Origin of the sequence: Bartonella sp. AC329YNZD (assembly GCF_042196685.1) — a bacterium.
Taxonomy (GTDB): Bacteria; Pseudomonadota; Alphaproteobacteria; order Rhizobiales; family Rhizobiaceae; genus Bartonella.
Genome location: NZ_JBHIQS010000004.1, coordinates 52,721 through 78,002, shown reverse-complemented (window position 1 = coordinate 78,002; position 25,282 = coordinate 52,721). Strand labels below are relative to the sequence as shown.

Here is a 25,282-nt window from a genome sequence, read left to right as displayed (position 1 = left end):
GTTGTTATGTATCAATCTTTTGAGGCAACAACAAATCCCACGCATGCTGCAAAACGCATTGCCTCCCTTCGTAAAGAACTTGATCGCCTTGGGCTCGATGGTTTTCTTGTTCCACGGTGCGATGAACATCAAGGAGAGTACGTCCCTCCTCATGCTCAACGCCTTAGCTGGTTAACCGGCTTTACTGGATCAGCTGGGATTGCACTGATTTTAAAAAACAAAGCCATCATATTTACAGATGGGCGATATAAGCTCCAAGTTCGCCAACAAACTGATCCTGATATTTTTAATTATGAAGATCTCATAACTTGTCCTCCCTCACAATGGCTTGAAAAAAATGGTCAAAAACTTTCTATTGGCTTTGATCCATGGCTCCACACGATTGCTGCCACCGATGCATTGAGAAACGCATTAGAAATGAAAGCAGGTGGAAAACTTGTAGAAGTTCAACATAATCCCATTGATCTGCTCTGGCATAATCAACCAAAATTACCACAATCTGCCTTATCAATTCATCCTCTCAAATATGCTGGGTGCGATACAGATGAAAAGTTGGCATTGATTTGCAGATATATACAAAAAGCAAATGCAGATGCTTTTATTTTTACAGACCCCTCTTCCATTGCATGGACATTCAATATACGGGGCAATGATGTTTCCAACACGCCTTTTTCCCTTTGTTTTGCTCTCATTCCACTTAACGAAACACCAGCTTTATTCATTGACCGCAAAAAACTTGGTGGAGAACAGAAACAATATCTAGAACGTTATGCAAAATTATATGAACCAGAACAGCTTATTCCCAAGATCAAAGAGTATATTCAAAAAGGGACAGTGTTTGCCTTAGATCCACAGCTAACATGCGAAAAATTACGAACTGTTATTGAAGAAAAAAATAGCTCTTTTATCACACTTACCGATCCTGCCGCTCTACCACGTGCCATTAAAAATGACACAGAACTCAATGGCACACGCAAAGCACACCTACGCGATGGTGTTGCCCTAACCCGTTTTTTTTCTTGGTTAGATAAACAAATACCAGGGTCAATAAGTGAAATTTCTGCTGCTCAAAAATTAGAAGAATTTCGCATAAATACAGCAAACGAAATGGGAGAAAAACTTAAAGATCTTTCTTTTGATACAATCTCAGCCGCAGGGGCAAATGGTGCCATTATTCATTATCGTGTAACAACGCAAACAAATAAACCACTCAATGCTGGTGAACTTTACCTCGTTGATTCAGGTGGACAATATCGTGATGGCACGACTGATGTCACACGCACAGTAGCAATTGGGAATATTGGAGAAGAAGAAAAATGCTGTTTTACGCTTGTCCTCAAAGGCATGATTGCTCTTTCAACTGCAAGATTTCCAAAAAGCACACGCGGACAAGACATTGATGCTCTTGCACGCATTGCATTGTGGAAAGCTGGTTTTGATTATGCCCATGGCACCGGTCATGGTGTTGGATCTTATCTTTCTGTCCATGAAGGACCGCAAAATATTTCTCGCAAAGGGTGCCAAGAACTCATCTCCGGTATGATTCTTTCAAACGAGCCAGGCTATTACCGCGAAGGCGCTTTTGGTATCCGTCTTGAAAATTTGATGATTGTGAAGCCAGCACAAAAAATTGATGGTGGAGATATAGAAATGCTCTCGTTCGAAACACTCACACATTGCCCCATTGATCGACGGTTAATCCTTCCAGAGCTTTTGACACAAGAAGAACGACAATGGCTCAATGATTACCATGCGCGGGTTTATCAGATGAATGCACCTTACTTAAATGAAGAAGATAAAAAATGGGCAAAAGAAGCAACAATGCCCCTTTAAATGAAGCAACGTATAACTTTTACTCTTTCTACAAAACATTACACCCTTCTCTTTTAAAGAGAGAAGTGCGAATTTACCATCAGCAAACACAAAAAATGCTTCTATGAAATACTTCAAGTTTTTTTGCCGATACGACAAAAGCCTTCCAAAATTGAAACAGAACGGGATACACTCGCAAAAGATAATGCTTATCAATTATCCTCCACCATCTCCACATGAGTTATAGCCTTATTCTGCTATATAGAAATTTTCATTATATTTTGTAATCTTCCGCGTTACATTTCTAAAACGCCCATTATAACCAACTTATTACGCCGTTTAGATTCAAAAATTCTGCATATTTATTCAAATAAATTTTACCTTTTTGTTTGCTTCATAATGATAATTTATATTTTTAAATTCTTGAGTTATTTTCAATAGCAGTAATTCCTTATAATATATATTGCTCAATAAAATAGAATCTGTTATGAAATAAAAGTTAAGTATTTAGAATTTAACAGAAAGAGCATGATGATAACATCAGCGGTGAGTTTTTTTATTTATTTGCATAGTTAACAGTACAATATTATTTTCTAGACTATTATTTATTGTTGAAAAACGTTATCCACAATATAGATAGTTTCCAACTGCACAGTATGAAAATGATATATATGGAGGTATATGTTTTTACCTGAACGTATTATTCAGCTAAAAAATTAACAACAACAGAGGATATGAAAAACTACATAACACAAAAACAATCACATAAATAAAGGAGATTCAAGCTCTCTACAAAATTTCACAAATACTTTGAAAAAGACACAATAAAATATGTATCTTACGGCTTATCATAGTAACAAACTTTAAGCACAGATCTTAATAATCTATATCCTTATCCAGTATTTTAGCAATAAAGTGATTATCCTAATGCGTGTAATTTTATTTTGTTCCGTAATATTATTATTTGGATACTATATTGGACCTTCTGTATTGAATGAAATTACTAAATTTAAGCGAGTTCCTATTGCTGTATTTTCTGAAAATCAAGTCATTACTCCAAATCAGTACGATAAATTATACGAAGAGTACGTAAAGACACAATATCCTGATAATATATACGAAGAACGCCTAGAAATTGCGAAAAAATATCTGGATAATAAAAGTTATGGTGTATATCATGTTCTAAGCCCTGGTATGATAGTGCTAATTCCTGAAAATATAAATCTTATCCATGCGAAAGTTGTTTGGTGTGCATGCCTTGTGGACTTATTACAGGGAGAGTATAATAAGAAATTTCCAGCATTATCCCTATCTACCTACATACATAAGCTACGTTCTCAATATAATTGGAAAGAAAGCGATTTCATTTGGGCAAAAAATTTGGTCATGAACTCGACAGATCCAATGTTTGGATATGCACGAATGGTATTTAATTCTGAAATATTCTCAGTCCAAATACTAGCTCTAATAAACGAAATTTCCGATGCTGAGAAATTTGAGAGAGATGAAGGAAGTCAGAAAAAAAATTATGCTGCTAGACGCATTAGCGAATATCCGAAACTTTGTAATGAAATTGGACAAGTGTACCATCTAATAATGCCTGATAAGCATAGATACCAGTAATCTTTTATAAATTCAATATAATAAACAACTCGCAGTTATATCCCTTATTCATTTATAGCGGAATGTTTTATTATATTTTGTAATCTTCCGCGTTACATTTCTATTACGTCATTATAATCGGTTTATTACGGCATTTTGGATTAAATTCTACATATTTGTTCAAAAATTTTACCTTTCTTCACAGTAATAATTTATATCTTTTACTAATAATAACCTTGCATATTCTTCATCATAATAGTTTAAGTTTAATATTTAAGCTCAGCGTTAATCATTTTTAATAACTTAATAAATATCAAAATATATTGGCGTTCTATGTTTGCAAAAAATAGCCCCTTTATCTCCTTTTTGATTTCATCCCCCCCAAAAATGTAAGAGAGATAACCACACAAACAGCATATGCATCTTCTAGAAAACATCCTCTAAACATTATGTTTCTCAATCAGCTGTAGCCAAGCCTCTTCATCGATAACCTCAACACCTAATTCTTCAGCTTTAGCCAATTTGGAGCCCGCTCCAGGTCCTGCAACAAGAAGATCTGTTTTTTTAGAAAGTGAACCAGATGTTTTGGCCCCTAATCGCTCTGCCAATGCTTTTGCTTCATCACGTGACATATGTGCTAAAGTTCCTGTAAAAACAATAATCTTTTCCGCTATTGGTGAAGAAGCTATCATGATAGGTGCTTCATCAAGAGGTGTTACTTCTTCAAGCAAAACAGACAAAACTTCACGGTTATGCACTTCTCTATAAAAATCAACAATTGCGCTCCCTACCTGTGGTCCAATTCCTTCAATATTGGTAAGTTCCATCCAAGCTTCATTGCCTTCTTTGTTTTCCTGCTCACATGGCATAAGTGCTTCCATAGCCGCCGTTTCAAAAGCTGTATAATGTTGATATGCTCGTGCAAGGCGGCGTGCATTCACCTCTCCAACATGACGAATCCCCAATGCAAACAAAAAACGGCTTAAAGGAATTTCGCGGCGTGCATTAATGGCATCATACAGTTTCCGCACTGAAACAGTACCAAAACCTTCCATATTTTCCAAACGGATCAAAGACTTTTCTTGGCGCCGTTCTAAAGTAAAGATATCAACTGGTGTATGAATACAAAGCGCCTCATCTTGAGCATGGAAAAAAAATTCTACCTGCTTTTTACCCAAGCCTTCAATATCAAACGCATTGCGTGAAACAAAATGACGAATACGTTCAATCGCTTGTGCAGGACAAATAAGCCCACCGTTACACCGACGCACCGCTTCTCCTTCTTCACGAACAGCATGACTCCCACAAGCGGGACATAGATGAGGAAAAACAAAAGCAGAAGCATCTTTTGGACGTTTTTCAGCAATAATATCAACAATTTGAGGGATTACATCACCAGCGCGTTGTACAATCACGGTATCGCCTACACGAATATCACGCCCTTCACGAATGGGCTCTCCTTTATGGCCAATTCCCTTAATATAATCCTCATTATGCAAACTGGCATTGGTCACCACCACCCCACCAACAGTAATAGGTGTAAGGCGTGCAACAGGCGTCAAAGCTCCCGTACGACCGACCTGAATATCAATATCTTCCAAAAGCGCCATTGCTTTTTCTGCTGGAAATTTATGGGCTATTGCCCAACGCGGCGAACGAGAAACAAACCCCAAACGCTTTTGGAGCATCAAATCATTAACCTTATAAACAATGCCATCAATGTCATAGCTTAAAGAATGACGGCGTTCTTCTATATCACGATAATAGAAAATAATTTCTTCTACTCTCTTAAAGACTTTTATTAATGGATTGATAACAAAGCCATATTCTTTTAGCTTTTTCATCATCTCTATTTGACTTTCTGCAAATACTTCACTCACTTCACCACAAGCATAAGCAAAAAATTGAAGCTTTCTGCTGGCGGTTATCCGTGAATCAAGCTGACGGAGCGAACCAGCCGCTGCATTTCGAGGATTGGCGAAGGTTAACTTTCCCTTCTCTTGTTGGCTTATATTAAGAGCTTGGAAATCTTCCCGTCCCATATAAACTTCGCCGCGAACCTCGATTACCTCAGGAAAATCACCTTGCAAAACTTGTGGAATATCAGCAATTGTTCGAGCATTTGCCGTCACATTTTCACCGACAGTTCCATCCCCACGCGTTGCCGCACGCACAAGCCGCCCCTTTTCGTAGCGCAAAGACAAAGATAAACCATCAATTTTTGGCTCCGCTGTTATTTCCAACACTTGTGTTTCTGGAAGACGTAAAAAACGACGAATACGCTCAATAAATTCAGTAACATCTTCAGAGCTAAACGCATTATCAAGTGAAAGCATAGGCTGTGCATGAACAGATTTTTCAAACTTTTCAGAAATTGGTGCCCCAATTTTATGTGAAGGAGAATCAACACGAATAAGCTCTGGAAAAAGAGCTTCAATTTCTGCATTACGGCGGCGCAATGCATCGTATTCTGCATCAGAAATTTCAGGCTGATCATCACGATTATAAAGCACATCATGACGCGCAATTTCTTTTGCCAACCACTCTAATTCACTTTCTGCTTCAACAGCTGAGAGATTTTTAACTGCATCTTTGTTCATAAAATCTATTCCAAATTACGAGTTACTGCCATAAGGACTTCCACGCTTCCTCTATAAAGTGAATCGCAAATAAAAATAAGCTTTCCAGTATTTTTATCACTGGCTAATTACCTTTATGCGAGAAGCTTTTGAGCCGCTGCACGCGCTTCTTCAGTAATCTGTTCTCCTGCCAACATACGAGCAATTTCTTCTGCACGTTCATGCTCTTCCATTTTATGAATAGCAGTAACAAAGCGTCCTTTATCATGACTCTCAATTTTCGAAATAAGAAAATGACCATGCGCTTTCGATGCAACCTGTGGTGCATGCGTAATAGCAAAAACCTGAACACGTTCTGATAAGCGTTGCAACCGTTGTCCAATAGCCGCTGCAACAGCCCCCCCAACACCTGTATCAATTTCATCAAAGATCAGCGTCGGTGCTGATCCTCGATCAGACAAAACAACTTTTAATGCCAACAAAAAACGAGACAATTCACCGCCAGAAGCCACACTAAGCATCGGTCCAGCTCGTGTTTCAGGATTTGTTCGCACCCAATATTCAATACGATCACATCCCTCAGCACTCCGCTTTTCCACATCACTTTGCATTTCAACAATAAACTCGGCCCTCTCTAACTTCAATGCCGGCAACTCAGCCATAACACTTTCAGATAAATGCTTTGCTGTCTCCCGACGCTTTATTGTTAAGGCTTGCGCCAATGTATCATAATTTTTCTTTGCCTGCTTTGCCTCATCTTCAAAACGTGTCAATATAGTCTGAGCCTCTTCAAAATCAGCGAGTTCTGCGTCCATTTTATCGCATAACTGAATCAATTCATCCGCAGAAACTTGATATTTACGAGCAAAACCCCGAAGAGAAAAAAGACGCTCTTCTATCCGTTCCAATTCATCAGGTTCAAAATCTAATGCTCGTATTGCCGTCTCAATACCTTCTTGTGCTGTTGCAAGTGCATGCAATGCCTCATCAATAGATTTCACCACTGGTGCAATAAGTTCTTGCGCCTCAGGAATTTTCCGCTCCAAACGCCTCACCAAATTAGAAAGCACTGGAATTGGTGATTTTTGACCCGTTAAAAGATCATCCGCTTCTTTAATATCTGTCGCTATTTTTTCTAATTTAAGCATATCAGCACGACGAAGAGAAAGAGCTTCCTCTTCACCAACTTTAAAATCAAGCTTTTCAAGCTCTTCTACACACGCACGAAGATAATCAACCTCCCGTACAGCACTCTCTACTTTAAGACGCTGCCGTTGCAAACGCTCCTCAAATTCACGCCATGTGTGATAACACTGACACAAATTTTCCACTTCATCTTCAAGACCACCAAAGGCATCTAATAATTGGCGATGTGTAGCAACATCAACAAGCGCACGATCATCATGTTGTCCGTGGATTTCAACCAACAAACGGCCAACACTCCGCATCAATGCAACACTAGACACCTGATCATTGATAAAAACACGGCTACGTCCATCACTTGATTGCACACGTCGTAAAATAATATCACCCTCATCATCAAGACCATTCTCACGAATAAGTTGACGTGCAGGATGTGAAACAGACACATCAAAAACAGCTGTAACCTGCCCGCGGTCAACCCCATGACGCACAAGCGAAGCATCACCCCGCCCCCCTAGAGCAAGTGATAAAGCATCAAGGAGAATAGACTTCCCCGCACCCGTTTCTCCAGTTAAAACCGTCAACCCCGCTGTAAAATGAATATCGAGCGTTTCGATCAAAACAATATTATGAATCGAAAGCTGTACCAACATAGAGAATCAACGTACCCTCTTCTTATCACCACCTAAAGCATTTGAGATCCAAGAAGATTTATGCTCACGTGGCGATATTTTATTCTTCTGCAAGAGATTATAAGAAAATTTATACCACTCACTTTTGGGATAATTACGTCCTAAAATAGCTGCTGCCGTCTGTGCTTCTGCCGTTAAGCCGAGAGCTAAGTTAACTTCCGTTAAGCGGAAAAGTGCTTCTTCAATTTGATTTGTATCAGAATACTCTTCAACCACGGTACGAAACCGTCTACTTGCCGCAAGATAGCGCCGCCCCTCTTCATAATAGCGGCCAATCTGCATTTCTTTACCAGCTAGCTGTTCGCGACCAAAACGGATTTTATCCTTAGCATCCTTGACATACTCAGAATTAGGATAACGCTCTATAAGAAGCTGCATAGCAGCAATAGCACGTTTCGTGTCACGTTGATCACGCGTAACATCAGGAATCCGACGGAAAGAAGAAAGACCAATAATATAGTACGCATAAGCCGAGTCAGTCGACCCTGGATAAAGCGTAATATAGCGTTGAGCCATACTAATTGAATCATCATACTTTCCGAGTCGATAATTAGTAAAAGCACCCATCACAAGAGATTTGCGCCCCCAGTCTGTATAAGCGTACTGTTTTTCAATCTTCAAAAACTTTTTCGATGCGTCCCCAAGCCGCCCACTTTCAAGGCTAGCAAGCGCTTGATTATAGAGAACATCTGGTGGCTCTATTTTCAAAACATAAGCAGATGGATCAAGGGTCTTTTTCTCTTTAAAGAGGCATCCCGCTAACATACAAGTGCTTCCCAAAAGCACCACCCCCAATATCTTGCGTACAATGTTAGATTTTCTATATGTCATATTTCCAATGCACACATGAGATTTTTTCATATTTTTTCCGGCCTCCACAGAATATCACCTTGTAGCAAAAACAATTTATCAAAGGTTTTATACCATATCACTATAAAATCCACATAACCAATTTAGCAGTTCAGGTCAATCATCCCCTTAAAAATCAAATAAATAATAAAAAAATCTTGTCAATTTTTTTACTCTTTCTCTAAAAAGCTTTTTTCATAATATGATTCGTCTGCCAAAACAGCCTTCACCAATTGCGCATTAATTCTATGCCCACTACAATAAGAACGAAATAATCCAATAAAAGGTGCACCAAGCAAAGCAGTATCACCAATCGCATCAAGCATCTTGTGCCGAACACATTCATTCTCCCAATAAGGACCATCGGGATTTAAAATTTTATCATTAAGGTCGATAACAAGAGAATTTTCCAAAGAAGCACCTCTCGCCTTTCCAGAAAGCCTTAATTCTTCCACGTCTTTGATAAAACCAAAAGTGCGCGCACGTGACAAATCATCCCTAAACCCTCGTGTGGTAAGATCAAAACTGAAATGTTGCTTACCAATAGCAGAAGAAGGAAAAGAGATCGTTATATCAAAACGACGTCCATTAAATGGCAAAAGCTCTGCAACACCATGAGCTCCTTCAACCCGCAACGGCTTTTTTATAATGAAATAAGAACGCAAGGCATTTTGCTGTACAATACCAACATCTTCAAAAGCTTGGCAATATAGCCGCGCTGAACCATCCAAAATAGGAATCTCATTATGTGACACTTCAATAATAAGATTATCCAAATTATAAGCAGCAATTGCTGCCATCAAATGTTCAATTGTTTCAACCCTTACATCTCCATCTCCAAGTACTGTTGATAATTCAGTTTTTCCTGTTTGCGATGCATGGGCTTGAAATATTTTCTCTGTTCCGTCTAATCCACAACGCTTAAAAACAATACCGCACCCAACATCCGCTGGACAAACCTTTACCACTGACAAACAGCCACTATGAACGCCAATCCCCTTAAATGTTACTGCTTTTTTAAGAGTAGACTGATATTTTGGTACTAAACTCATCATATCATTTTATTAAATTGCTTGTACATCTTTTAACAAAATTTATAAAACTATAAAAAATATTCATAGTAAATAATAAAAAAAACCGCTTATTGTAAGCGGTTTTTTTTAAACAAAGTATTTTATTCAAAAAACAGTAATATATTTTACTATATAATTTTTGACTGAGCATTAAAGAAATAATAAAATCTCTCACTTTACCTCATTTTTCATCAATTAATTTGCTTGACGACGTAAAAATGCTGGTATTTCCAACTGATCTTCTTCACTTATAAAAGTACGCTGATCTTGTGGTACCTGAGGATGCAGCTCACCAGAACGACGTGGAACATAAACAGAAGCATCTTGAGAAAGCGCCTGAGAGTTTTTATTGTAAACATGAGACTCTTTCTGCTGAGACGATCTAACAGCAGGCTCCAACCTCGCTTCTGGCTCAGCTTCTTCACGATGTGTCAAGCTCTGTTTCAAACGCTGCCAAAGATTACGAGGACCTTGATCAGTCACAAATGTTCTTTGGCTTTGTCCATGAGCAACAGGAGGAAAATCCTTTAACTCAGGCATACGCATTGGAGCGCGCGCTTGCATTTGTTTTGGTTGCACTGGCTTTTCTGTTTGCTTCACAACCCCTGTCATCTCATCAAGAACATGCGCTGTTGCCTCCATACTCACGGGAGCCGCCATCGCCTGTTGAGAACCGCGGCTTACTTGCATACGAGGCACATTTAATTTCTGTTCCTGAACAGCATTTGAGCCATACGCAACAGCACTCGTCGCACTTCGTGTCGTCATTGCTTCTACAGGATGTGCAAAAATTTGACTTTTGGGACGGAACTGTTCTCCGGTTGATTTACCCTTCTCTATTTCAAGTGATTCGATCACTTCTACCATTGACTCAGAACGCAGAGGCGATGATTGAACATGAAAAGAACTGTGTGACGTTCCAGGATCGCTCTTGCGTACTGAAGAAGCAGGCCTTTGAATCTGAGGATGAGAGGACTGAACCACATCACTAACTTCACGATCGATACCGGTCGCAACCACAGAAACACGAATAACACCTTCCAATGACTCATCATCAATAGCGCCAAAAATCACATTCGCATCAGCGTCCACTTCTTCACGAATACGATTAGCAGCTTCATCAACCTCAAAGAGAGTCATATCACGACCACCCGTAATAGAAATCAGTAAACCACGCGCCCCACGCATAGAAGTATCATCCAACAATGGGTTCGCAATAGCAGCTTCAGCAGCAGCCAAAGCACGCCCATCACCAGATGCCTCACCGGTTCCCATCATGGCTCGACCCATTTCGTGCATAACAGAACGAACATCAGCAAAATCAAGGTTAATCAAACCCTCTTTAATCATCAAATCCGTAATGGAAGCAACACCAGAATAAAGCACTTGGTCAGCCATAGCAAAAGCATCAGCAAATGTTGTCTTATCATTTGCAATACGGAAAAGATTTTGATTGGGAATAACAATCAATGTATCGACAGACTTTTGTAATTCTTCAATACCAGCCTCTGCCGTTTTCATACGACGTGCCCCTTCAAACTGAAAAGGCTTTGTCACAACACCAACAGTCAAAATACCTTTTTCACGCGCTGCGCGAGCAACAACGGGAGCAGCTCCTGTTCCAGTTCCTCCCCCCATACCAGCAGTAATGAAAACCATATGAGAGTCTGCAAGATGATCAATAATTTCATCAATACATTCCTCCGCCGCCGCTTGCCCAACTTCCGGTAAAGCACCAGCACCCAAACCTTCTGTCACAGCTGCCCCAAGTTGGATAACACGTTCAGCCTTTGACATAGCCAAAGCCTGTGCATCCGTATTTGCAACAACAAAGTCAACTCCCTGAAGACCAGCATTTATCATATTATTCACGGCATTCCCGCCACCACCTCCAACACCAAAAACGGTAATGCGTGGCTTCAATTCCGCGATATCTGGCCGATGCAGATTAATCGTCATTTTCTTTTCCTTCTCATAAGACACCGCAAGCCAAAGCGATGAAATTTATCCAACTAGACTTAACTAAAAACTCTCACGCAACCACTGACCAACACGCTGAAAATACCCACGCGTGCCCATCGATAAATGATTTCCTGCCGCCTGCATTGTTTTTTCTTCAAAACCCACCAATTGCGGATAAATTAACAACCCAACAGCAGATGTAAACGCCGCCCCTTTTGCAAGAGAAGGAAGCCTCGAAATACCTAAAGGCCGCCCGATACGAACATTTCTTCCTAATATAGTACGTGCCATTTCTGGCAATCCTGTTAACTGGCTTGCTCCCCCAGTCAAAATAACACGTTTACCAATGATGTGACCAAAACCAGAACGATTTAAACAATCACGGACCATTTCTAAAATTTCTTCAACACGCGCACGAATGATACGCCCAAGAACTGCGCGAGGATATTGAGTTTCACGCTGTTCACTCCCAATTTCTGCTACATTAATCATTTGCCGCTCATCAGCACTTGTTAAAAGTGCTGAACCATAAACAACTTTTAAACGTTCCGCCTCTGTTAAAGACATAGAAAATCCGCGCGCAACATCAAGAGTGACATGATGCCCCCCAACAGCAAGAGCATCTGCATGAATAAATTTCCCCTCAAAAAACACTGAAAATGTTGTTGTTCCACCACCAAAATCAATACATGCAGCCCCTAAACGCGCCTCATCATTCATCAAAACAGCAAGACCACTTGCAAAGGGAGTAGCAACCATTGCTTCAACACTCAAATGTGCACGATTAATACAAGTTTCTAAATTACGCAAAGATGCTGTTTCTGCTGTTACCACATGCACATCAACACCAAATGTTTCCCCTGCCATGCCAATAGGATCAAAAATTCCTTTATCTCCATCCAATACATAAGAAACTGGAACTGAGTGCATAACATGACGTTCAGCATCAAAGGCTTTGCGCGAAACATCTGAAAAGGCCATACGCATATCACGCTTGGTGACTTCACGACCATTCAAATGGACCTTTCCATTAATCAAAGCACTTTGTAATCGACTTGAGGAAAAATTCACAATCACTGAATCCACCACCAAACCCGCCATTTTTTCTGCCGCATCAACAGCCAAGCGTATTGATTGCTCTGCTGCAAACATATCCATCACAACACCAGATTTAATACCGCGTGAACGCTGCACTCCAAAGCCCAGAATTTCCGTAGAATGTGTACGACCATGTAAATAGTGCGCATGCTTCAAAGGACGCAAACAAGCAATAAGACAAACAATCTTACTTGAACCGATATCAAGAACCGTTAAATAACGTGTTTTACGTCCCCCCAGATGATGTGATCTGAGCAATGTCATAGGCTTCCTGCCTTTCGCGCTTTTAAAATACGTTCTTCTTCTACTACAGTAGCATTATAACGCTCCAACGTTTCATCTGATAAAGAAACAGTAATCCGATCAGCAAGGCGTAAATCAACACTGAGAATATCGCGAGATAAAAGATCTTGCATTGTACCGGACGAAACAAGAGAAGAAAGCCTTTCAAGCGCACCACTTTCAGGCAACATAACGCGCATTCCGTTATCCAAAACAAGATCCCAACGCCGATCCCCTACCCGCACGAAAGCACGAACACGATTATATATTTCCGGATAAACTAACAGCGCTTGAATAAACACTTTAGCAGCATTTTGCGCTCCCTGCCCAACCACAAGCGGCAAATTCCAAACATTTTTCCCTTTAAAGGGCACAATGACACGACCTGTATAATCAACGATATCGACCAAGCCATCGTGTTGCCAAATGGCATAAGGTTCACGCTCCACGATGGAAATCCGCATTCTATTAGGATAAATCTTCTGAACATTAGCGGATTGAACCCAAGGCTGTTTTTCCAAAAGAGAGCGTGCTCTTTCAACATCAAAAGTGAATATAGAGGATGCAACATCAAGTTTTAAAATTTTCAAAATATCCTGCTTTGCTAAGCGGTTATTCCCTCTTATATCGACATCTACAACCACAAAACCAATATCTGATATTATCGTTTTTACAATCACACCCATCTGACCACTGGATGACAATCCATAAAAGGCCGTCACCAAGAAAAACCATACAACAGCAAAAGAGCCATAATGGCGTGGAATATGAATATTGACAAAAACAAACTCAAACATAAACCGAAGAAAACGACGATAAAGACGTGGCAAAGCCGGCACTGAAAGCACCTCCATCGGAATATTCGTTTTATTAATACTCAACGCATGCATGATGCGTCCTCCACTATCCATTGAACAATATCGCCATAAGTACGACCGCTCGCTTTTGCAATATCAGGAAGAAGAGACGTCGAGGTCATACCGGGTTGCGTATTAATTTCAAGCCAAACCAATTCTCCTGTTTTCTCATCAAAACGAAAATCAGAACGGCTAACACCTCGACACCCTATCGCCTGATGGGCTGCTAAAGACATTCTTTGCACACTTTGGTAAATATTTAGTGAAAGTTGTGCAGGACAAATGTGAAGAGAACCACCCGTTTTATATTTTGAGTCATAATCGTAGAATGGAAAGTGTTTATCGGGAAGAATTTCACACACATCCAGCACTTCGTTCCCCAAAACAGCACAAGTCAATTCACGACCAGGAATATATTTTTCAATCATTACCTCATCCGCATATCCCCACTCAGCTCCCCCAATATTATGCGGCGGTGCAGCTTCATTTCCTTGAACAATGACAACACCAAAACTTGATCCTTCACACACAGGTTTAATTACATAAGGAGGCTCCATGGGATGTGTTCGACCCAAAGCAAAGCGGCTCATGATACGAGAAGGAGCAACACAAACCCCAACATTTGCAACGATAATTTTTGCACGTCCCTTATCCATTGCCAAAGCAGATGCCATCACGCCAGAATGAGTATAAGGAATTTTTAAATATTCAAGAATCCCTTGAATCCGGCCATCTTCACCAAATGGACCATGCAATGCATTGAAGGCAATATCAGGCTGCAACTGTTCAAGAACAGAAGCAATATGAGCGTCAACATCCACGCGGCTCACGCGATACCCCTGCATTTCAAGAACATCAGCACAAGCCGCCCCTGAAGATAAACTTACAGACCGTTCAGAAGAAAAACCTCCCATTAATACAGCTATATGTTTATCTTTCATAATAAATCACCCTCTTTCGCATACTATATGTAGTCTATATAGAATACATCAGCACCACATACAGGAAAAAACAAAGTTTATCCTTGCGAATCAATAACCTAGCATTTTGCATAATGAATCAGACTCAAAAGCTTGATGCAAGAGATTCTTTGTTAATTTATTGATTCTTAATAGAAATTTTTTATTATCTCTTTGAAATGACTCAATTTTTTATTTTCACTTTTTTAGTGAACAATAAATCAATGAAATGGATCAAAAGGAGGAACACTTCGACCACGCTCAAATTGACCAATACGCTCTATTTCCCATTGTAAAAGGTGGGCTGAATGTGCAAAAACACGTGCACGCACTGTTTCTCCCAATGCTTCAAGATCATATCCTGTTGCTTGCCCTGTATTGATCATAAAATTACAGTGCATTTCGCTCATCTGAGCACCACCAATCCGTAAACCACGACACCCTGCCTCATCAATCACGCGCCACGCAGATATATTCTCAGGATTTCTAAAAGTTGATCCACCGGTCTTTTCACGAATAGGTTGCACTGTTTCCCTATGGAGGGCAACTTCATCCATAGCAGCACGAATATCATCTTTATTACCGGTTTGTCCTTCTAATAAAGCAGCAGTAAAAATAAACCCTTCAGGAATATCACAATGGCGATAGGAATAATGCATATCTTTCAAACTCAAAATATGACGTTTTCCTTTACGATCCAGCGCATAAACCTCAACAACACGTGCTGCGGTTTCAACACCATTTGCACCCGCATTCATTTTGAGTGCCCCTCCAAGACCACCAGGAATACCGTGATAAAAATGAAAACCCGCGATTTCTGCCTTTAAAGCAGCGGTAGCTAAATGTTTATCGGCCGTACCTGCACCAACTAAAAAACGTTTTGGAGAAACTTGTTGCACTTGCCCAAAACCTTTTGGTGAAAGACGAATCACAACACCAGGAACACCCCCATCACGCACCAGCAGATTAGAACCTATTCCTACAATTGTTACAGGAATAAATTCAGGCAAATTTTGAAGGAAAAGAGCTAAATCTTCCTCATCAACAGGCTGATAAAAAAGTTCTGCCAACCCACCAGTGCGAAACCACGTCACCTTACGCATCTCAACGTTAGGTGTAAGCTTGCCTCTTATACCCCCCAACAGTGGTTGCAATTGCGCCAATAACGCCTCACCATCAATGTGCTGAAAATTTATCATGACCATCAAATACCGACAACTGATGAGGCAATGCACACGCCCATTGTGTGATATTGCCAGCACCAAGAAAAACCACATAATCCTCTGCCTGAGCAAATGTTGAGACAAGAGACACAACATCTTCCAGACCATGTATTAAGCGCACATCACGATGACCAGCCATTTTAATATGCTCTACCAATTCTTGAGAACCAAATCCTACAATAGGTTCTTCACCAGCCGCATAAACGGGCGTAATCAACACTGTATCTGCATCATTAAAACAAGCAGCAAAATCATCAAATAAATGATACAAACGCGAATACCGATGGGGTTGTGCAATCGCAATAACACGCCCTTTTGCACTCTCACGTGCAGCACGCAAAACTGCCTTTATTTCAACAGGATGATGTCCATAATCATCAAATATTTCAATGCCACGCCAACTTCCTATTCGCGTAAAACGCCGTTTTACTCCGCCAAATTCTGCTAAGCCCCTTTTTATAGCTTCATTTGAAATGCCAAGTTCATGCGCAATAGCAATCGCCGCCGTTGCATTGGCAACATTATGCTGCCCTGCCATGGGCAAAAGCAAATTTTTTAACTCAATCTTTCTTCCTGTTTTGCGTGAGCGAACAAGAACATCAAAATGCGTTTTTTGACCATCCATCGAAAGATTAAGAAAACGAACATCCGCTTGTGGATTTTTACCATAAGTGATCACCCAACGATCATCAATACGGCCCGCCAATGACTGAACCTCTGGATGATCAAGACACAAAACAGCAAAACCATAAAAAGGAACATTTTCTACGAATTGCCGAAAAGCCTCACGCACAGCATCAAAACTTCCATAATGATCCAAATGCTCAGCGTCAATATTAGTAATAACAGCAATATCAGCAGGCAGCTTTAAAAATGTACCATCACTTTCATCAGCTTCAACAATCATCCAATCGCCATCTCCTGTACGAGAATTCGTACCATAAGCATTAATAATACCGCCATTAATCACCACTGGATCAAAATGACCAGCATCAAGAAGGGCTGCGACCATTGATGTGGTTGTTGTTTTACCATGTGTACCACCCACTGCAATTGCACGCCGAAACCGCATCAGCTCCGCCAGCATTTCTGCACGTCTGACAAGCGGCAAATGTCTTTCCTTTGCAGCAATATACTCAGGATTTGTTTTTTTAACGGCAGTAGAAAAAACAACAACCTCTGCATTCCCTAAGTTTTCAGCACAATGACCTATATGAACGTTAATTCCTTTTTTCCGTAAACGTTCAACATTTGCACTTTCAACTTGATCTGACCCTTGAACTTTATAGCCAAGATTATAAAAAACCTCCGCAATTCCACTCATACCGATCCCCCCGATTCCGATAAAATGGATAACGCCTATATCAAGTGGCATTTTCATTAAAAAGCTCCTCTTTTATATCTGACAACAATCGCCCTGCAATTAAGGATTCAGCCATATCAGCAAGGCAACGGGTTGCATGAGGTTGCCCAACTTTTTTTGCAGCAAGCGCTTGTTTTTCTAATAAATGGGGCGCACAACAAGCGTGCATTAAAAGAGAAGAAAGCTTTTGTGCATTTAAATCTTTTTCTGATACAATTTGCGCACCACCTACACGAGCAAGCAGAGCTGCATTGGCAGCCTGATCATGATCTAAAGCATGGGGATAGGGAACAAGCAAAGCAGGTCTACCAATCACCGCTATCTCACAAACGGATGAAGCCCCAGCGCGCGACAAAATAAAATGAGCATGTGCCATACGTTCAGCCATATCATCAAAGAAAGGAGCAACCTCTGCTTGTACGCCCATATCACGATAGATTTTGATCAACCCTCCTGCTTCACCGCGAACTTGCTGTACAATTCGCAAGCGTTTACGGTTCTTATCATCGAGTAACGCAATGGCTTCTGGAACAATATGTGAAAAAGCAGAAGCCCCTTGGCTACCACCAAAAATCAAAAAATTAAATGGCGTTTCCCCCTCTGAAGAATGATAAGGAATTTCGGCCGCCTTCAGCACAGCCTCACGGACAGGATTCCCCGTTAAAAGCATTTTATGGGCATAAGCGCCATTTGGCGACAACAAACCACCAGCGATTGCACGCACAAAAATTGCCAACATCCGATTGGCACGCCCCATAACAGCATTTTGTTCATGAATAAATGTCACACGCTTTGTTAAAGCCGCAATAAAAAGAGGAGGAAAGCTCGGATATCCCCCAAATCCTCCAACAAGAACAGGACGTAATTTATAAAACAACGCCAACGATTGCCCCATTCCCCTTAGTAAAGACCAAAACGTCTTTATCAGAGCAAAAGGATGGCGGCGTATAAATGTTGCCGATGAAACGATATGTGTATGCTCTTCATCAAAGCACCGAACAAAAGGGCGTGCTCTTTCATCTGTTATTAAATGAACATCATATCCACGCTCCCTTAATTCAACACCAAGGGACTCAGCAGGAAAAAGATGTCCACCTGTACCACCAGCCACCAAAACAATAACTTTTTTATCATTCATAAGGCGTATCCAAGACAGAAGAGGAAGAAAAAGCTGAAAGGCGTGCTTCTGGCCAACGACGTGTTAAACTGAGCAAAATGCCCATTGAAAACGCAATCGCCACCATCGAAGAACCACCATAAGAAATAAAAGGCAATGTCATGCCTTTTGGAGGAATTAAGTGAAGATTAACGGCCATATTAATAGCTGATTGAAAGCCAATCATCATTGCTATGCCAGTAATACCAAGACGTATAAAGCAATCACGTGTATTCATTGCTATATACAATGAACGCATAACGATAAAACCAAAAAGCATCATAATTAATAAACAAAGAATAATACCATATTCTTCAGCAGCAACGGAAAATACAAAATCTGTATGGCTATCAGGAATAATACGTTTTACTGTTCCCTCCCCAGGACCTTGCCCAAACCAACCACCATTCAAAATAGCCTCACGTCCAACATCTACTTGAAAGGTATCTCCTTCACCTGTCAAAAAACCATTGATACGCTCACGCACATGATACAGAAAAAGATAAGCTAAAACAATTCCTCCAGCACCTAAAATGAGAAAGAGAAAAATAACGGCTAGAGGCACACCAGCAATAAAAAACAAACCACCCCATGTTGCACTTATTAAAAGTGTTTGTCCAATATCAGGCTGCAAAACCAGAAGCACACAACAAATGCCATAAAGTACAATCGCTAACGTATAACCTAGAATTCCCCTCCTGCGTATCTGTTCCGAAAAAAGCCAAGCGGACATAACCACAAAAGCTGGCTTCATAAACTCTGAAGCCTGTACAGAAAAACCAAAGAGCACAATCCACCGCCGTGCTCCCTTTAATTCTGGACCCCAAAATAAGGTTGCAACCATAAGAGCAAGCGTTACAATAAGCAAAAGAGCACATAAACGACGAATATTAGGAATTGAAAAAAAAGAAATGGTCACCATCGTAAAAAATGCTGAAATGCTGAAAATGATATGCCACCGAACAAAATAAAAACTATCAGCAATTCCGATTTTTTTTGCAATCGTGGGGCTGGCAGCAAAAGACAACATAATGCCAATCCCCATTAAAATTAAACAAGCTGCAAAGACAGAGCGGTCAATCGTCCACCACCAATTAGCAATTGGGTCTCTATCTGCACGCGTAACCATGATATCCGCCTTATCCGTTTTATAAATTGTTTCAAAGTGATATGGTTCCCCGCCTGTTTAACAAACACTTTAAAAACTAAATTACACAAAAAAAGATTCTGGAGTCTTAACGCAAAAATATTTTTTTATAACTGATGCTTTTTATTGTAACTGCATCACAAAAGAGACAAATGCTTCGCCCCGTTCTTCATAATTTTTAAATTGGTCATAACTTGCACAAGCAGGTGACAAAAGAACCGTCACCTCTTTTGCCTTACAACCTATTGCGTCAACAGCTGCTTCACGCACCGCATTTTTCAAAGTTAAGCTCATAGAAAAGGGAAAAGCAGATCCAATAATGCGAGCAAATTCTTCCGCCGCACTCCCAATCAAATAGGCTTTACGAATTTTAGGAAAAAATTCTCTAAGAGACTCTATTCCTCCCTTTTTCGCCTGTCCCCCAACAATCCAAAAAATATCATTAAAGGTGGAAAGAGCAGGAGCTGTTGCATCTGCATTAGTCGCCTTGCTATCATTGATAAACAAAACCGCCCCCATTTTACGCACCTGCTGCATACGATGATCCAACCCTTTATAACTTGCTAAATGCTTTTTTATAGAGGGATCTGTTATTTTTAAAGCCTGCAATGTTGCCAATGCCATAAGAGCATTTTGCGCATTATGACTCCCACGTAACACCGCCATAGGAGCAAGATCTGCAAGCATATGACGCTGTCCTTGACGAACAGAAAAAAGCTTGGTTCCATCTGCATAAAAACCATTTTCAACAAAATGATTCTTGGAAATTGCCTCAATTTGCTTCCCATCATGAAGTAACTGTTGATATAAAACCTGACAAGCTGCATCATCAACTGAAATAAAAGCCTGAGAAGCCTGAGCAATCAGATGCCTTTTGGTTTGCACATAACAGGCAAAACTTCCATGTCGATCAATATGATCAGATGTCAAATTCAATAAAAGTCCAATGGTTGGCTGAAGAGAGGGAGTAAGATCAATTTGAAATGATGAACATTCAATCACATAAATACGTTTTTTAACAAATGGCTTAAGCGTCAATATTGCCTTTCCAATATTTCCCCCCATCTGCACATCATAGCCCATTTTTTCCAATAAATGCGTAAGCAAAGCCGTTGTTGTCGACTTTCCATTCGTCCCCGTAATCGCAATAAACGGAACATCTTGGTCACAAAAACCATAATGCTGTAAAAAATCATGGCGTGCACGAACAAACAATTCAATATCACCAATAATTTCTATATTTTTTTTTCGTGCCTTTTCAACAACCCAATGCGGTTGAGGATAATTTAAAGGAACTCCAGGAGCGAGAACCAATGCAACAAATTCTGACCAGTCCTCATCGTGGAGATCTCTTGTTGGAATATTTTGCCGACAAGCCATCTGCACGCTTGAAGGACTATCATCCCACGCCACCACTTCTGCACCACCACACATTAATGCTTGTGCCGTTGCTAGTCCAGACTGCCCCAATCCAAACAGAGCAACTTTTTGACCTTTATAACACGTAACAGAAATCACATTCTCACCGCAATTTAAGTGTTGAAAGACCTATGAGAGCGAGAACAATCGAAATAATCCAAAAGCGTATCACCACTTGGCTTTCAGTCCAACCTTTTTTCTCAAAATGATGATGTATCGGTGCCATAAGAAACACGCGTTTTCTTGTTAATTTGAAATAACCAACCTGAATAACGACCGAAAAAGCTTCCACAACAAAAAGTCCACCAATAAGAACCAAAACAATTTCGTGCTTCGTAGCAACCGCAACAGTCCCTAAGAGTCCTCCAAGAGCCAACGATCCAGTATCTCCCATAAAAATAGCTGCAGGTGGTGCATTAAACCATAAAAATCCAAGCCCTGCCCCAACAACAGCTCCCAATAAAACAGCCAATTCACCTGTTCCCGATACATAATGGATTTGGAGATAATCAGCAAAATTCATATTACCAGAAAGATAAGCAATCAGAGCAAAAGATAAGGCTGCAACCATCACAGGAACAATAGCAAGCCCATCGAGTCCATCCGTCAAATTAACCGCATTACCCGTCGCGACAATGACGAAAGCAGAAAAAGGAATAAAAAACCAGCCCAAATTGATAAGATAATCTTTCAAAAAAGGCAAAGCTAATCCAGATGAGCCAATTTGCAGAATGGCAAAAGCAGCAATCGCCGCAACACAAAACTCCAAGCTTAACCGTGCTTTCCCAGAAAATCCTTTGTCTGTTTGTTTTGTGACCTTAAGATAATCATCATAAAACCCAATTACCCCAAAAGAAAGCATAACCAATAGCGATACCCAAAAGTAAATATTCGATAAATTACCCCATAAAAATGCCGATACCACAATGCCGATTAAAATCATTAATCCACCCATTGTAGGTGTTCCAGCCTTTTTAAAATGTGTTTGAGGTCCATTAGCACGAATCGGTTGCCCCTTACCTTGCCGCAATTTAAGAGAAGCAATGATGCTAGGTCCAAACAAAAAGACGATAAGCCCCGAAGTAAGCATAGCTGCTATCGTGCGAAAAGTAATATAACGAAAAACATTTACACCCGGAAGCCAATCACTAAACGAAGAAAAAAACAGCATCATGGAACAAAAAACCTCTTAAAACTATGAAGAAACTGCTTTATAGCGATCAAGCAATGCAGTCACAATATTTGATGAACAAAGGCTATTGGATGATTTAATCATAAGTAGGTCGCCAGGAGAAATTTCTGCTAAAAGAAGCGGTAAAATTTTCTCAATATTTTCAGCATAATGAACCTTAACACCAGCAGACAAATCACTGACTAAAGATTTCATCGCCTCACCAAATAGAAAAACCGGATTAGCACCGGAAAGACGTATTGGTTTTATTAAATCACGATGAAGCTTTTCACTATACTCCCCTAACTCTAGCATATCCCCTAAAATAGCAATTCGCCGCCCCCCTTTTCCTACAGGTCCTGTAGCAAGAAGCTCAAGTGCAGCACGCATAGAAGCAGGATTTGCATTATAGCTTTCATCAATGAGATAAAATTCACCCCCATTTGATAAAGACAGTCGATAACGAACACCTCGCCCCTTTTGAGAAGAAAAATGGCGAAAAGAAAGAAAAACAGGCTCTAACTCAACCCCCATAGCATCACAAGCAGCAATAACCCCTAAACTATTTTGCACAATATGGCGTCCCGGAGCCCCAATTTGAACCTCCTTATCCCGCCCCCCAATACGCACAATCATAGAAGAACTATCGGTTAGAAGACGTATATCTCGCGCTTGATAATCAGCATCTTTAGTCCCACCAAAGCTTAAGATCTTCTTTACACCGCATTTCTTTGCTTTTTGAACGAGATAAGAAAAAAAATCACTATCCGCATTTAAAATGGCAATGCCTTCTTCATCCAATCCTTCAAAAATTTCAGCTTTTGCCTTTGCTATTTCTTCAAGATCTTTGAAAAATCCCATATGTCCTGCACAAATATGCGTAATGAGAGCAATATGCGGACAAACCAGCTTGACCAGAGGGCGAATTTCATCTCTATGATTCATGCCAATTTCAAAGATACCATAATCACTCTCCATAGGCATCCGCGCTAAAGTGAGTGGAACCCCCCAGCAATTGTTTAAAGAAGCGAGATTCGCATGAACATTCCCAGCCGTTGCAAGTGCTTGTTTCAAAGCTTCTTTTGTCGTCGTTTTTCCCACCGATCCTGTTATCGCGATAATCTTAGCTCTTGAACGTTTGCGTGCAGCTTGTGCAAGTTGTTCTAAGGCTTGCAAAACATCAGGAACGACAATGAGTGGAGCCAATATCTTTTTCATATCCCTCAAACGGTGTTCCGCAACGATAAGAACGCCTGCACCTCGTTCATAAGCTTGCGCAGCAAAATCATGACCATCAAGATGGTGCCCTTTAATGCAGAAAAAAACATCCCCTTCCGCAAGAGTACGACTATCAATGGAAACCCCAGAAAAAGTTTCTGGCAAGCTTCCCATTACAACACCATTAACTGCAGCAACAAGTGCTTGCTTATCCCATAAAGCTGTCATTTCTTTCGGTCCTCTAAAGCTTCTATCGCTTTCAGACGATCTGAAAAAGGATAAGTTGTCTGCCCTATAATTTGGCCATCCTCATGACCTTTTCCAGCAATGATGAGTGTATCACCAGCTTTCAAAAGCTCCACCGCGTAAGAAATAGCTTCACCACGATCTGCTATCTCTATTGCTGTTGGCACCGCCTGTAAAATATCTTTACGTATTTTTTCTGGCATTTCTGTTCGAGGATTATCATCTGTTACAATAACAATGTCCGCTTTATCTGCCGCAATTTTTCCCATCAAAGGTCTTTTTCCTTGATCACGATCTCCTCCACAACCAAAAACAACGATCAAGCGTCCTTGCGTAAAGGGACGAACAGAAAGCAAAACCTGCTCCAAAGCTTCTGGTTTATGAGCATAATCAATATAAACAAGCGCATTATTTTCTGTCTTTCCCACAAACTCTAACCGCCCAGGAGCCCCCTGCAAAGTTTCAAGCGCAGGAAAAACCTTACGAGGTGAAACGCCCGTTGCAATGGCTAACCCCGCTGCCATAAGCGCATTAGCTACCTGAAAATCTCCAGCTAAAGGCAAATCAAATGTATAAATATTGTTTTCCACACGACACTCAATACACTGTTTGGAGCGTTGATGTTCGACACGATTAATCGTGATAAATTGCCCCTTACGTCCAATTGTCAAGACACGGCGGCGGGCTTGTGTAACAACATCAATAACCTTTTGTGAATAAACATCATCAGCAAAAATCAAAGCAGGAGCAGATACAGGCAAAAGTGTATCAAACAACCTCATTTTAGCCCGCAAATAATCCTCTACCCCCGTGTGATAATCCATGTGATCTCGCCCTAAATTAGTAAAGGCACCAGCCGTTAAACGGACTCCATCAAGTCGTCCTTGATCAAGCCCATGCGAAGAAGCTTCAAGAGCGGCATGCGTCACACCTTCATGAGAAATTTCACAAAGAAGACGGTGCAAGACGACCGGATCAGGTGTTGTGAGAGAACCATAAACATTCCGTTTAGGAGAAACAACACCAACCGTTCCTATACTCGCTGCACAAAATCCAACATGAGTCCAAATTTGCCGAAGAAAAGAGACAACAGATGTTTTACCACTTGTACCAGTCACAGCAACAACTGTTTCCGGCTGAGAACCGTAAAAACGTGCAGCTGCCAACGCTAAACTATGACGAACATTAGAAACACGTAAAATGGGAACAGATAAATCCTCAAGAACAGCATGACAGTCTGTAACGATTGCTCGTGCGCCACGCTTTATCGCGTCATCTATATAGTGTCTTCCATCACTTTTTTTCCCTTGAACAGCAACAAAAACATAGCCCGGCAAAACTTGCCGAGAATCCACACTTATTCCTGTTATTGCTATTGAAGAAAGACTTTCATCTTCAACACATTCTGTAAAAACTGTTCCCAACAACATG

Annotated in this window: 18 protein-coding genes; 2 read left to right on the top strand and 16 right to left on the bottom strand. The window is 40.6% G+C overall.

Features of this window, described 5'->3' with window-relative positions:
• Window positions 1–6 precede the first annotated feature (6 nt).
• Window positions 7–1,833, top strand: coding sequence for an aminopeptidase P family protein (locus ACFIMW_RS03560; RefSeq protein WP_375608242.1), 1,827 nt, complete (start codon window positions 7–9; stop codon window positions 1,831–1,833).
• 906 nt (window positions 1,834–2,739) lie between these two features.
• On the top strand, window positions 2,740–3,435 hold the full coding sequence (locus ACFIMW_RS03555) for a hypothetical protein (RefSeq protein ID WP_375608241.1): 696 nt from the start codon (window positions 2,740–2,742) through the stop codon (window positions 3,433–3,435).
• Window positions 3,436–3,854: 419 nt separating this feature from the next.
• Here the strand turns inward: ACFIMW_RS03555 and ligA are convergent, their stop codons facing one another.
• The 16 genes from ligA to ACFIMW_RS03475 form a co-directional block, all read right to left on the bottom strand.
• Window positions 3,855–6,014: an NAD-dependent DNA ligase LigA gene (ligA, locus tag ACFIMW_RS03550; RefSeq protein WP_375608240.1), complete on the bottom strand. Its 2,160-nt coding sequence runs from the start codon at window positions 6,012–6,014 to the stop codon at window positions 3,855–3,857.
• 113 nt (window positions 6,015–6,127) lie between these two features.
• The gene (gene recN / locus ACFIMW_RS03545; protein ID WP_375608239.1) at window positions 6,128–7,789 is read right to left on the bottom strand and encodes a DNA repair protein RecN; all 1,662 of its coding nucleotides are present in this window, start codon (window positions 7,787–7,789) and stop codon (window positions 6,128–6,130) included.
• 6 nt (window positions 7,790–7,795) lie between these two features.
• The gene (locus tag ACFIMW_RS03540; RefSeq protein WP_273790773.1) at window positions 7,796–8,689 is read right to left on the bottom strand and encodes an outer membrane protein assembly factor BamD; all 894 of its coding nucleotides are present in this window, start codon (window positions 8,687–8,689) and stop codon (window positions 7,796–7,798) included.
• A 158-nt stretch (window positions 8,690–8,847) separates the two neighbouring features.
• Entirely contained in the window at window positions 8,848–9,732 is an 885-nt protein-coding gene (gene lpxC, locus ACFIMW_RS03535; protein ID WP_375608238.1) for a UDP-3-O-acyl-N-acetylglucosamine deacetylase, read from the bottom strand.
• 213 nt (window positions 9,733–9,945) lie between these two features.
• Complete coding sequence (gene ftsZ / locus ACFIMW_RS03530) at window positions 9,946–11,709, bottom strand: cell division protein FtsZ (protein WP_375608237.1); 1,764 nt, start codon at window positions 11,707–11,709, stop codon at window positions 9,946–9,948.
• Between the two features lie 63 nt (window positions 11,710–11,772).
• Entirely contained in the window at window positions 11,773–13,074 is a 1,302-nt protein-coding gene (ftsA, locus tag ACFIMW_RS03525) for a cell division protein FtsA (RefSeq protein WP_375608236.1), read from the bottom strand.
• Window positions 13,071–13,982 carry a cell division protein FtsQ/DivIB gene (locus tag ACFIMW_RS03520; protein ID WP_375608235.1) on the bottom strand — a complete coding sequence of 304 codons (912 nt, stop codon included), beginning with the start codon at window positions 13,980–13,982 and terminating at the stop codon, window positions 13,071–13,073. Before ACFIMW_RS03520 ends, ftsA begins: the two co-directional genes overlap by 4 nt.
• Window positions 13,970–14,890, bottom strand: coding sequence for a D-alanine--D-alanine ligase (locus ACFIMW_RS03515; RefSeq protein ID WP_375608234.1), 921 nt, complete (start codon window positions 14,888–14,890; stop codon window positions 13,970–13,972). Before ACFIMW_RS03515 ends, ACFIMW_RS03520 begins: the two co-directional genes overlap by 13 nt.
• Before the next feature lie 239 nt (window positions 14,891–15,129).
• Window positions 15,130–16,107 (bottom strand): UDP-N-acetylmuramate dehydrogenase, encoded by a 978-nt coding sequence (murB, locus tag ACFIMW_RS03510; RefSeq protein WP_375606970.1) that lies wholly within the window; start codon window positions 16,105–16,107, stop codon window positions 15,130–15,132.
• Window positions 16,085–17,512, bottom strand: a complete 1,428-nt coding sequence (gene murC, locus ACFIMW_RS03505; RefSeq protein ID WP_375606969.1) for a UDP-N-acetylmuramate--L-alanine ligase — start codon at window positions 17,510–17,512, stop codon at window positions 16,085–16,087. Before murC ends, murB begins: the two co-directional genes overlap by 23 nt.
• Complete coding sequence (locus tag ACFIMW_RS03500) at window positions 17,496–18,632, bottom strand: UDP-N-acetylglucosamine--N-acetylmuramyl-(pentapeptide) pyrophosphoryl-undecaprenol N-acetylglucosamine transferase (protein WP_375608233.1); 1,137 nt, start codon at window positions 18,630–18,632, stop codon at window positions 17,496–17,498. The genes murC and ACFIMW_RS03500 overlap by 17 nt, the downstream gene beginning before the upstream one ends.
• Window positions 18,625–19,779, bottom strand: coding sequence for an FtsW/RodA/SpoVE family cell cycle protein (locus ACFIMW_RS03495; RefSeq protein ID WP_375606967.1), 1,155 nt, complete (start codon window positions 19,777–19,779; stop codon window positions 18,625–18,627). Before ACFIMW_RS03495 ends, ACFIMW_RS03500 begins: the two co-directional genes overlap by 8 nt.
• Before the next feature lie 141 nt (window positions 19,780–19,920).
• Complete coding sequence (gene murD / locus ACFIMW_RS03490; RefSeq protein WP_375608232.1) at window positions 19,921–21,315, bottom strand: UDP-N-acetylmuramoyl-L-alanine--D-glutamate ligase; 1,395 nt, start codon at window positions 21,313–21,315, stop codon at window positions 19,921–19,923.
• A 4-nt stretch (window positions 21,316–21,319) separates the two neighbouring features.
• Complete coding sequence (gene mraY, locus ACFIMW_RS03485) at window positions 21,320–22,390, bottom strand: phospho-N-acetylmuramoyl-pentapeptide-transferase (RefSeq protein WP_375606965.1); 1,071 nt, start codon at window positions 22,388–22,390, stop codon at window positions 21,320–21,322.
• A 21-nt stretch (window positions 22,391–22,411) separates the two neighbouring features.
• Window positions 22,412–23,833 (bottom strand): UDP-N-acetylmuramoyl-tripeptide--D-alanyl-D-alanine ligase, encoded by a 1,422-nt coding sequence (gene murF, locus ACFIMW_RS03480; RefSeq protein WP_375608231.1) that lies wholly within the window; start codon window positions 23,831–23,833, stop codon window positions 22,412–22,414.
• Window positions 23,830–25,281, bottom strand: coding sequence for a UDP-N-acetylmuramoyl-L-alanyl-D-glutamate--2,6-diaminopimelate ligase (locus tag ACFIMW_RS03475; RefSeq protein ID WP_375608230.1), 1,452 nt, complete (start codon window positions 25,279–25,281; stop codon window positions 23,830–23,832). The genes murF and ACFIMW_RS03475 overlap by 4 nt, the downstream gene beginning before the upstream one ends.
• Window position 25,282: the final 1 nt, after the last annotated feature.

Coding starts and splice junctions, on each gene's coding strand:
- ACFIMW_RS03475 (WP_375608230.1), bottom strand. CDS start 25,281: ATGTTGTTGGGAACAGTTTTTACAGAATGTGTTGAAGATGAAAGTCTT.
- ACFIMW_RS03555 (WP_375608241.1), top strand. CDS start 2,740: ATGCGTGTAATTTTATTTTGTTCCGTAATATTATTATTTGGATACTAT.
- lpxC (WP_375608238.1), bottom strand. CDS start 9,732: ATGATGAGTTTAGTACCAAAATATCAGTCTACTCTTAAAAAAGCAGTA.
- mraY (WP_375606965.1), bottom strand. CDS start 22,390: ATGATGCTGTTTTTTTCTTCGTTTAGTGATTGGCTTCCGGGTGTAAAT.
- ACFIMW_RS03540 (WP_273790773.1), bottom strand. CDS start 8,689: ATGAAAAAATCTCATGTGTGCATTGGAAATATGACATATAGAAAATCT.
- ACFIMW_RS03520 (WP_375608235.1), bottom strand. CDS start 13,982: ATGCATGCGTTGAGTATTAATAAAACGAATATTCCGATGGAGGTGCTT.
- murF (WP_375608231.1), bottom strand. CDS start 23,833: ATGACAGCTTTATGGGATAAGCAAGCACTTGTTGCTGCAGTTAATGGT.
- murC (WP_375606969.1), bottom strand. CDS start 17,512: ATGAAAATGCCACTTGATATAGGCGTTATCCATTTTATCGGAATCGGG.
- ACFIMW_RS03495 (WP_375606967.1), bottom strand. CDS start 19,779: ATGGTTACGCGTGCAGATAGAGACCCAATTGCTAATTGGTGGTGGACG.
- ACFIMW_RS03500 (WP_375608233.1), bottom strand. CDS start 18,632: ATGAATGATAAAAAAGTTATTGTTTTGGTGGCTGGTGGTACAGGTGGA.
- recN (WP_375608239.1), bottom strand. CDS start 7,789: ATGTTGGTACAGCTTTCGATTCATAATATTGTTTTGATCGAAACGCTC.
- ACFIMW_RS03560 (WP_375608242.1), top strand. CDS start 7: ATGTATCAATCTTTTGAGGCAACAACAAATCCCACGCATGCTGCAAAA.
- ftsZ (WP_375608237.1), bottom strand. CDS start 11,709: ATGACGATTAATCTGCATCGGCCAGATATCGCGGAATTGAAGCCACGC.
- ACFIMW_RS03515 (WP_375608234.1), bottom strand. CDS start 14,890: ATGAAAGATAAACATATAGCTGTATTAATGGGAGGTTTTTCTTCTGAA.
- ftsA (WP_375608236.1), bottom strand. CDS start 13,074: ATGACATTGCTCAGATCACATCATCTGGGGGGACGTAAAACACGTTAT.
- ligA (WP_375608240.1), bottom strand. CDS start 6,014: ATGAACAAAGATGCAGTTAAAAATCTCTCAGCTGTTGAAGCAGAAAGT.
- murB (WP_375606970.1), bottom strand. CDS start 16,107: ATGATAAATTTTCAGCACATTGATGGTGAGGCGTTATTGGCGCAATTG.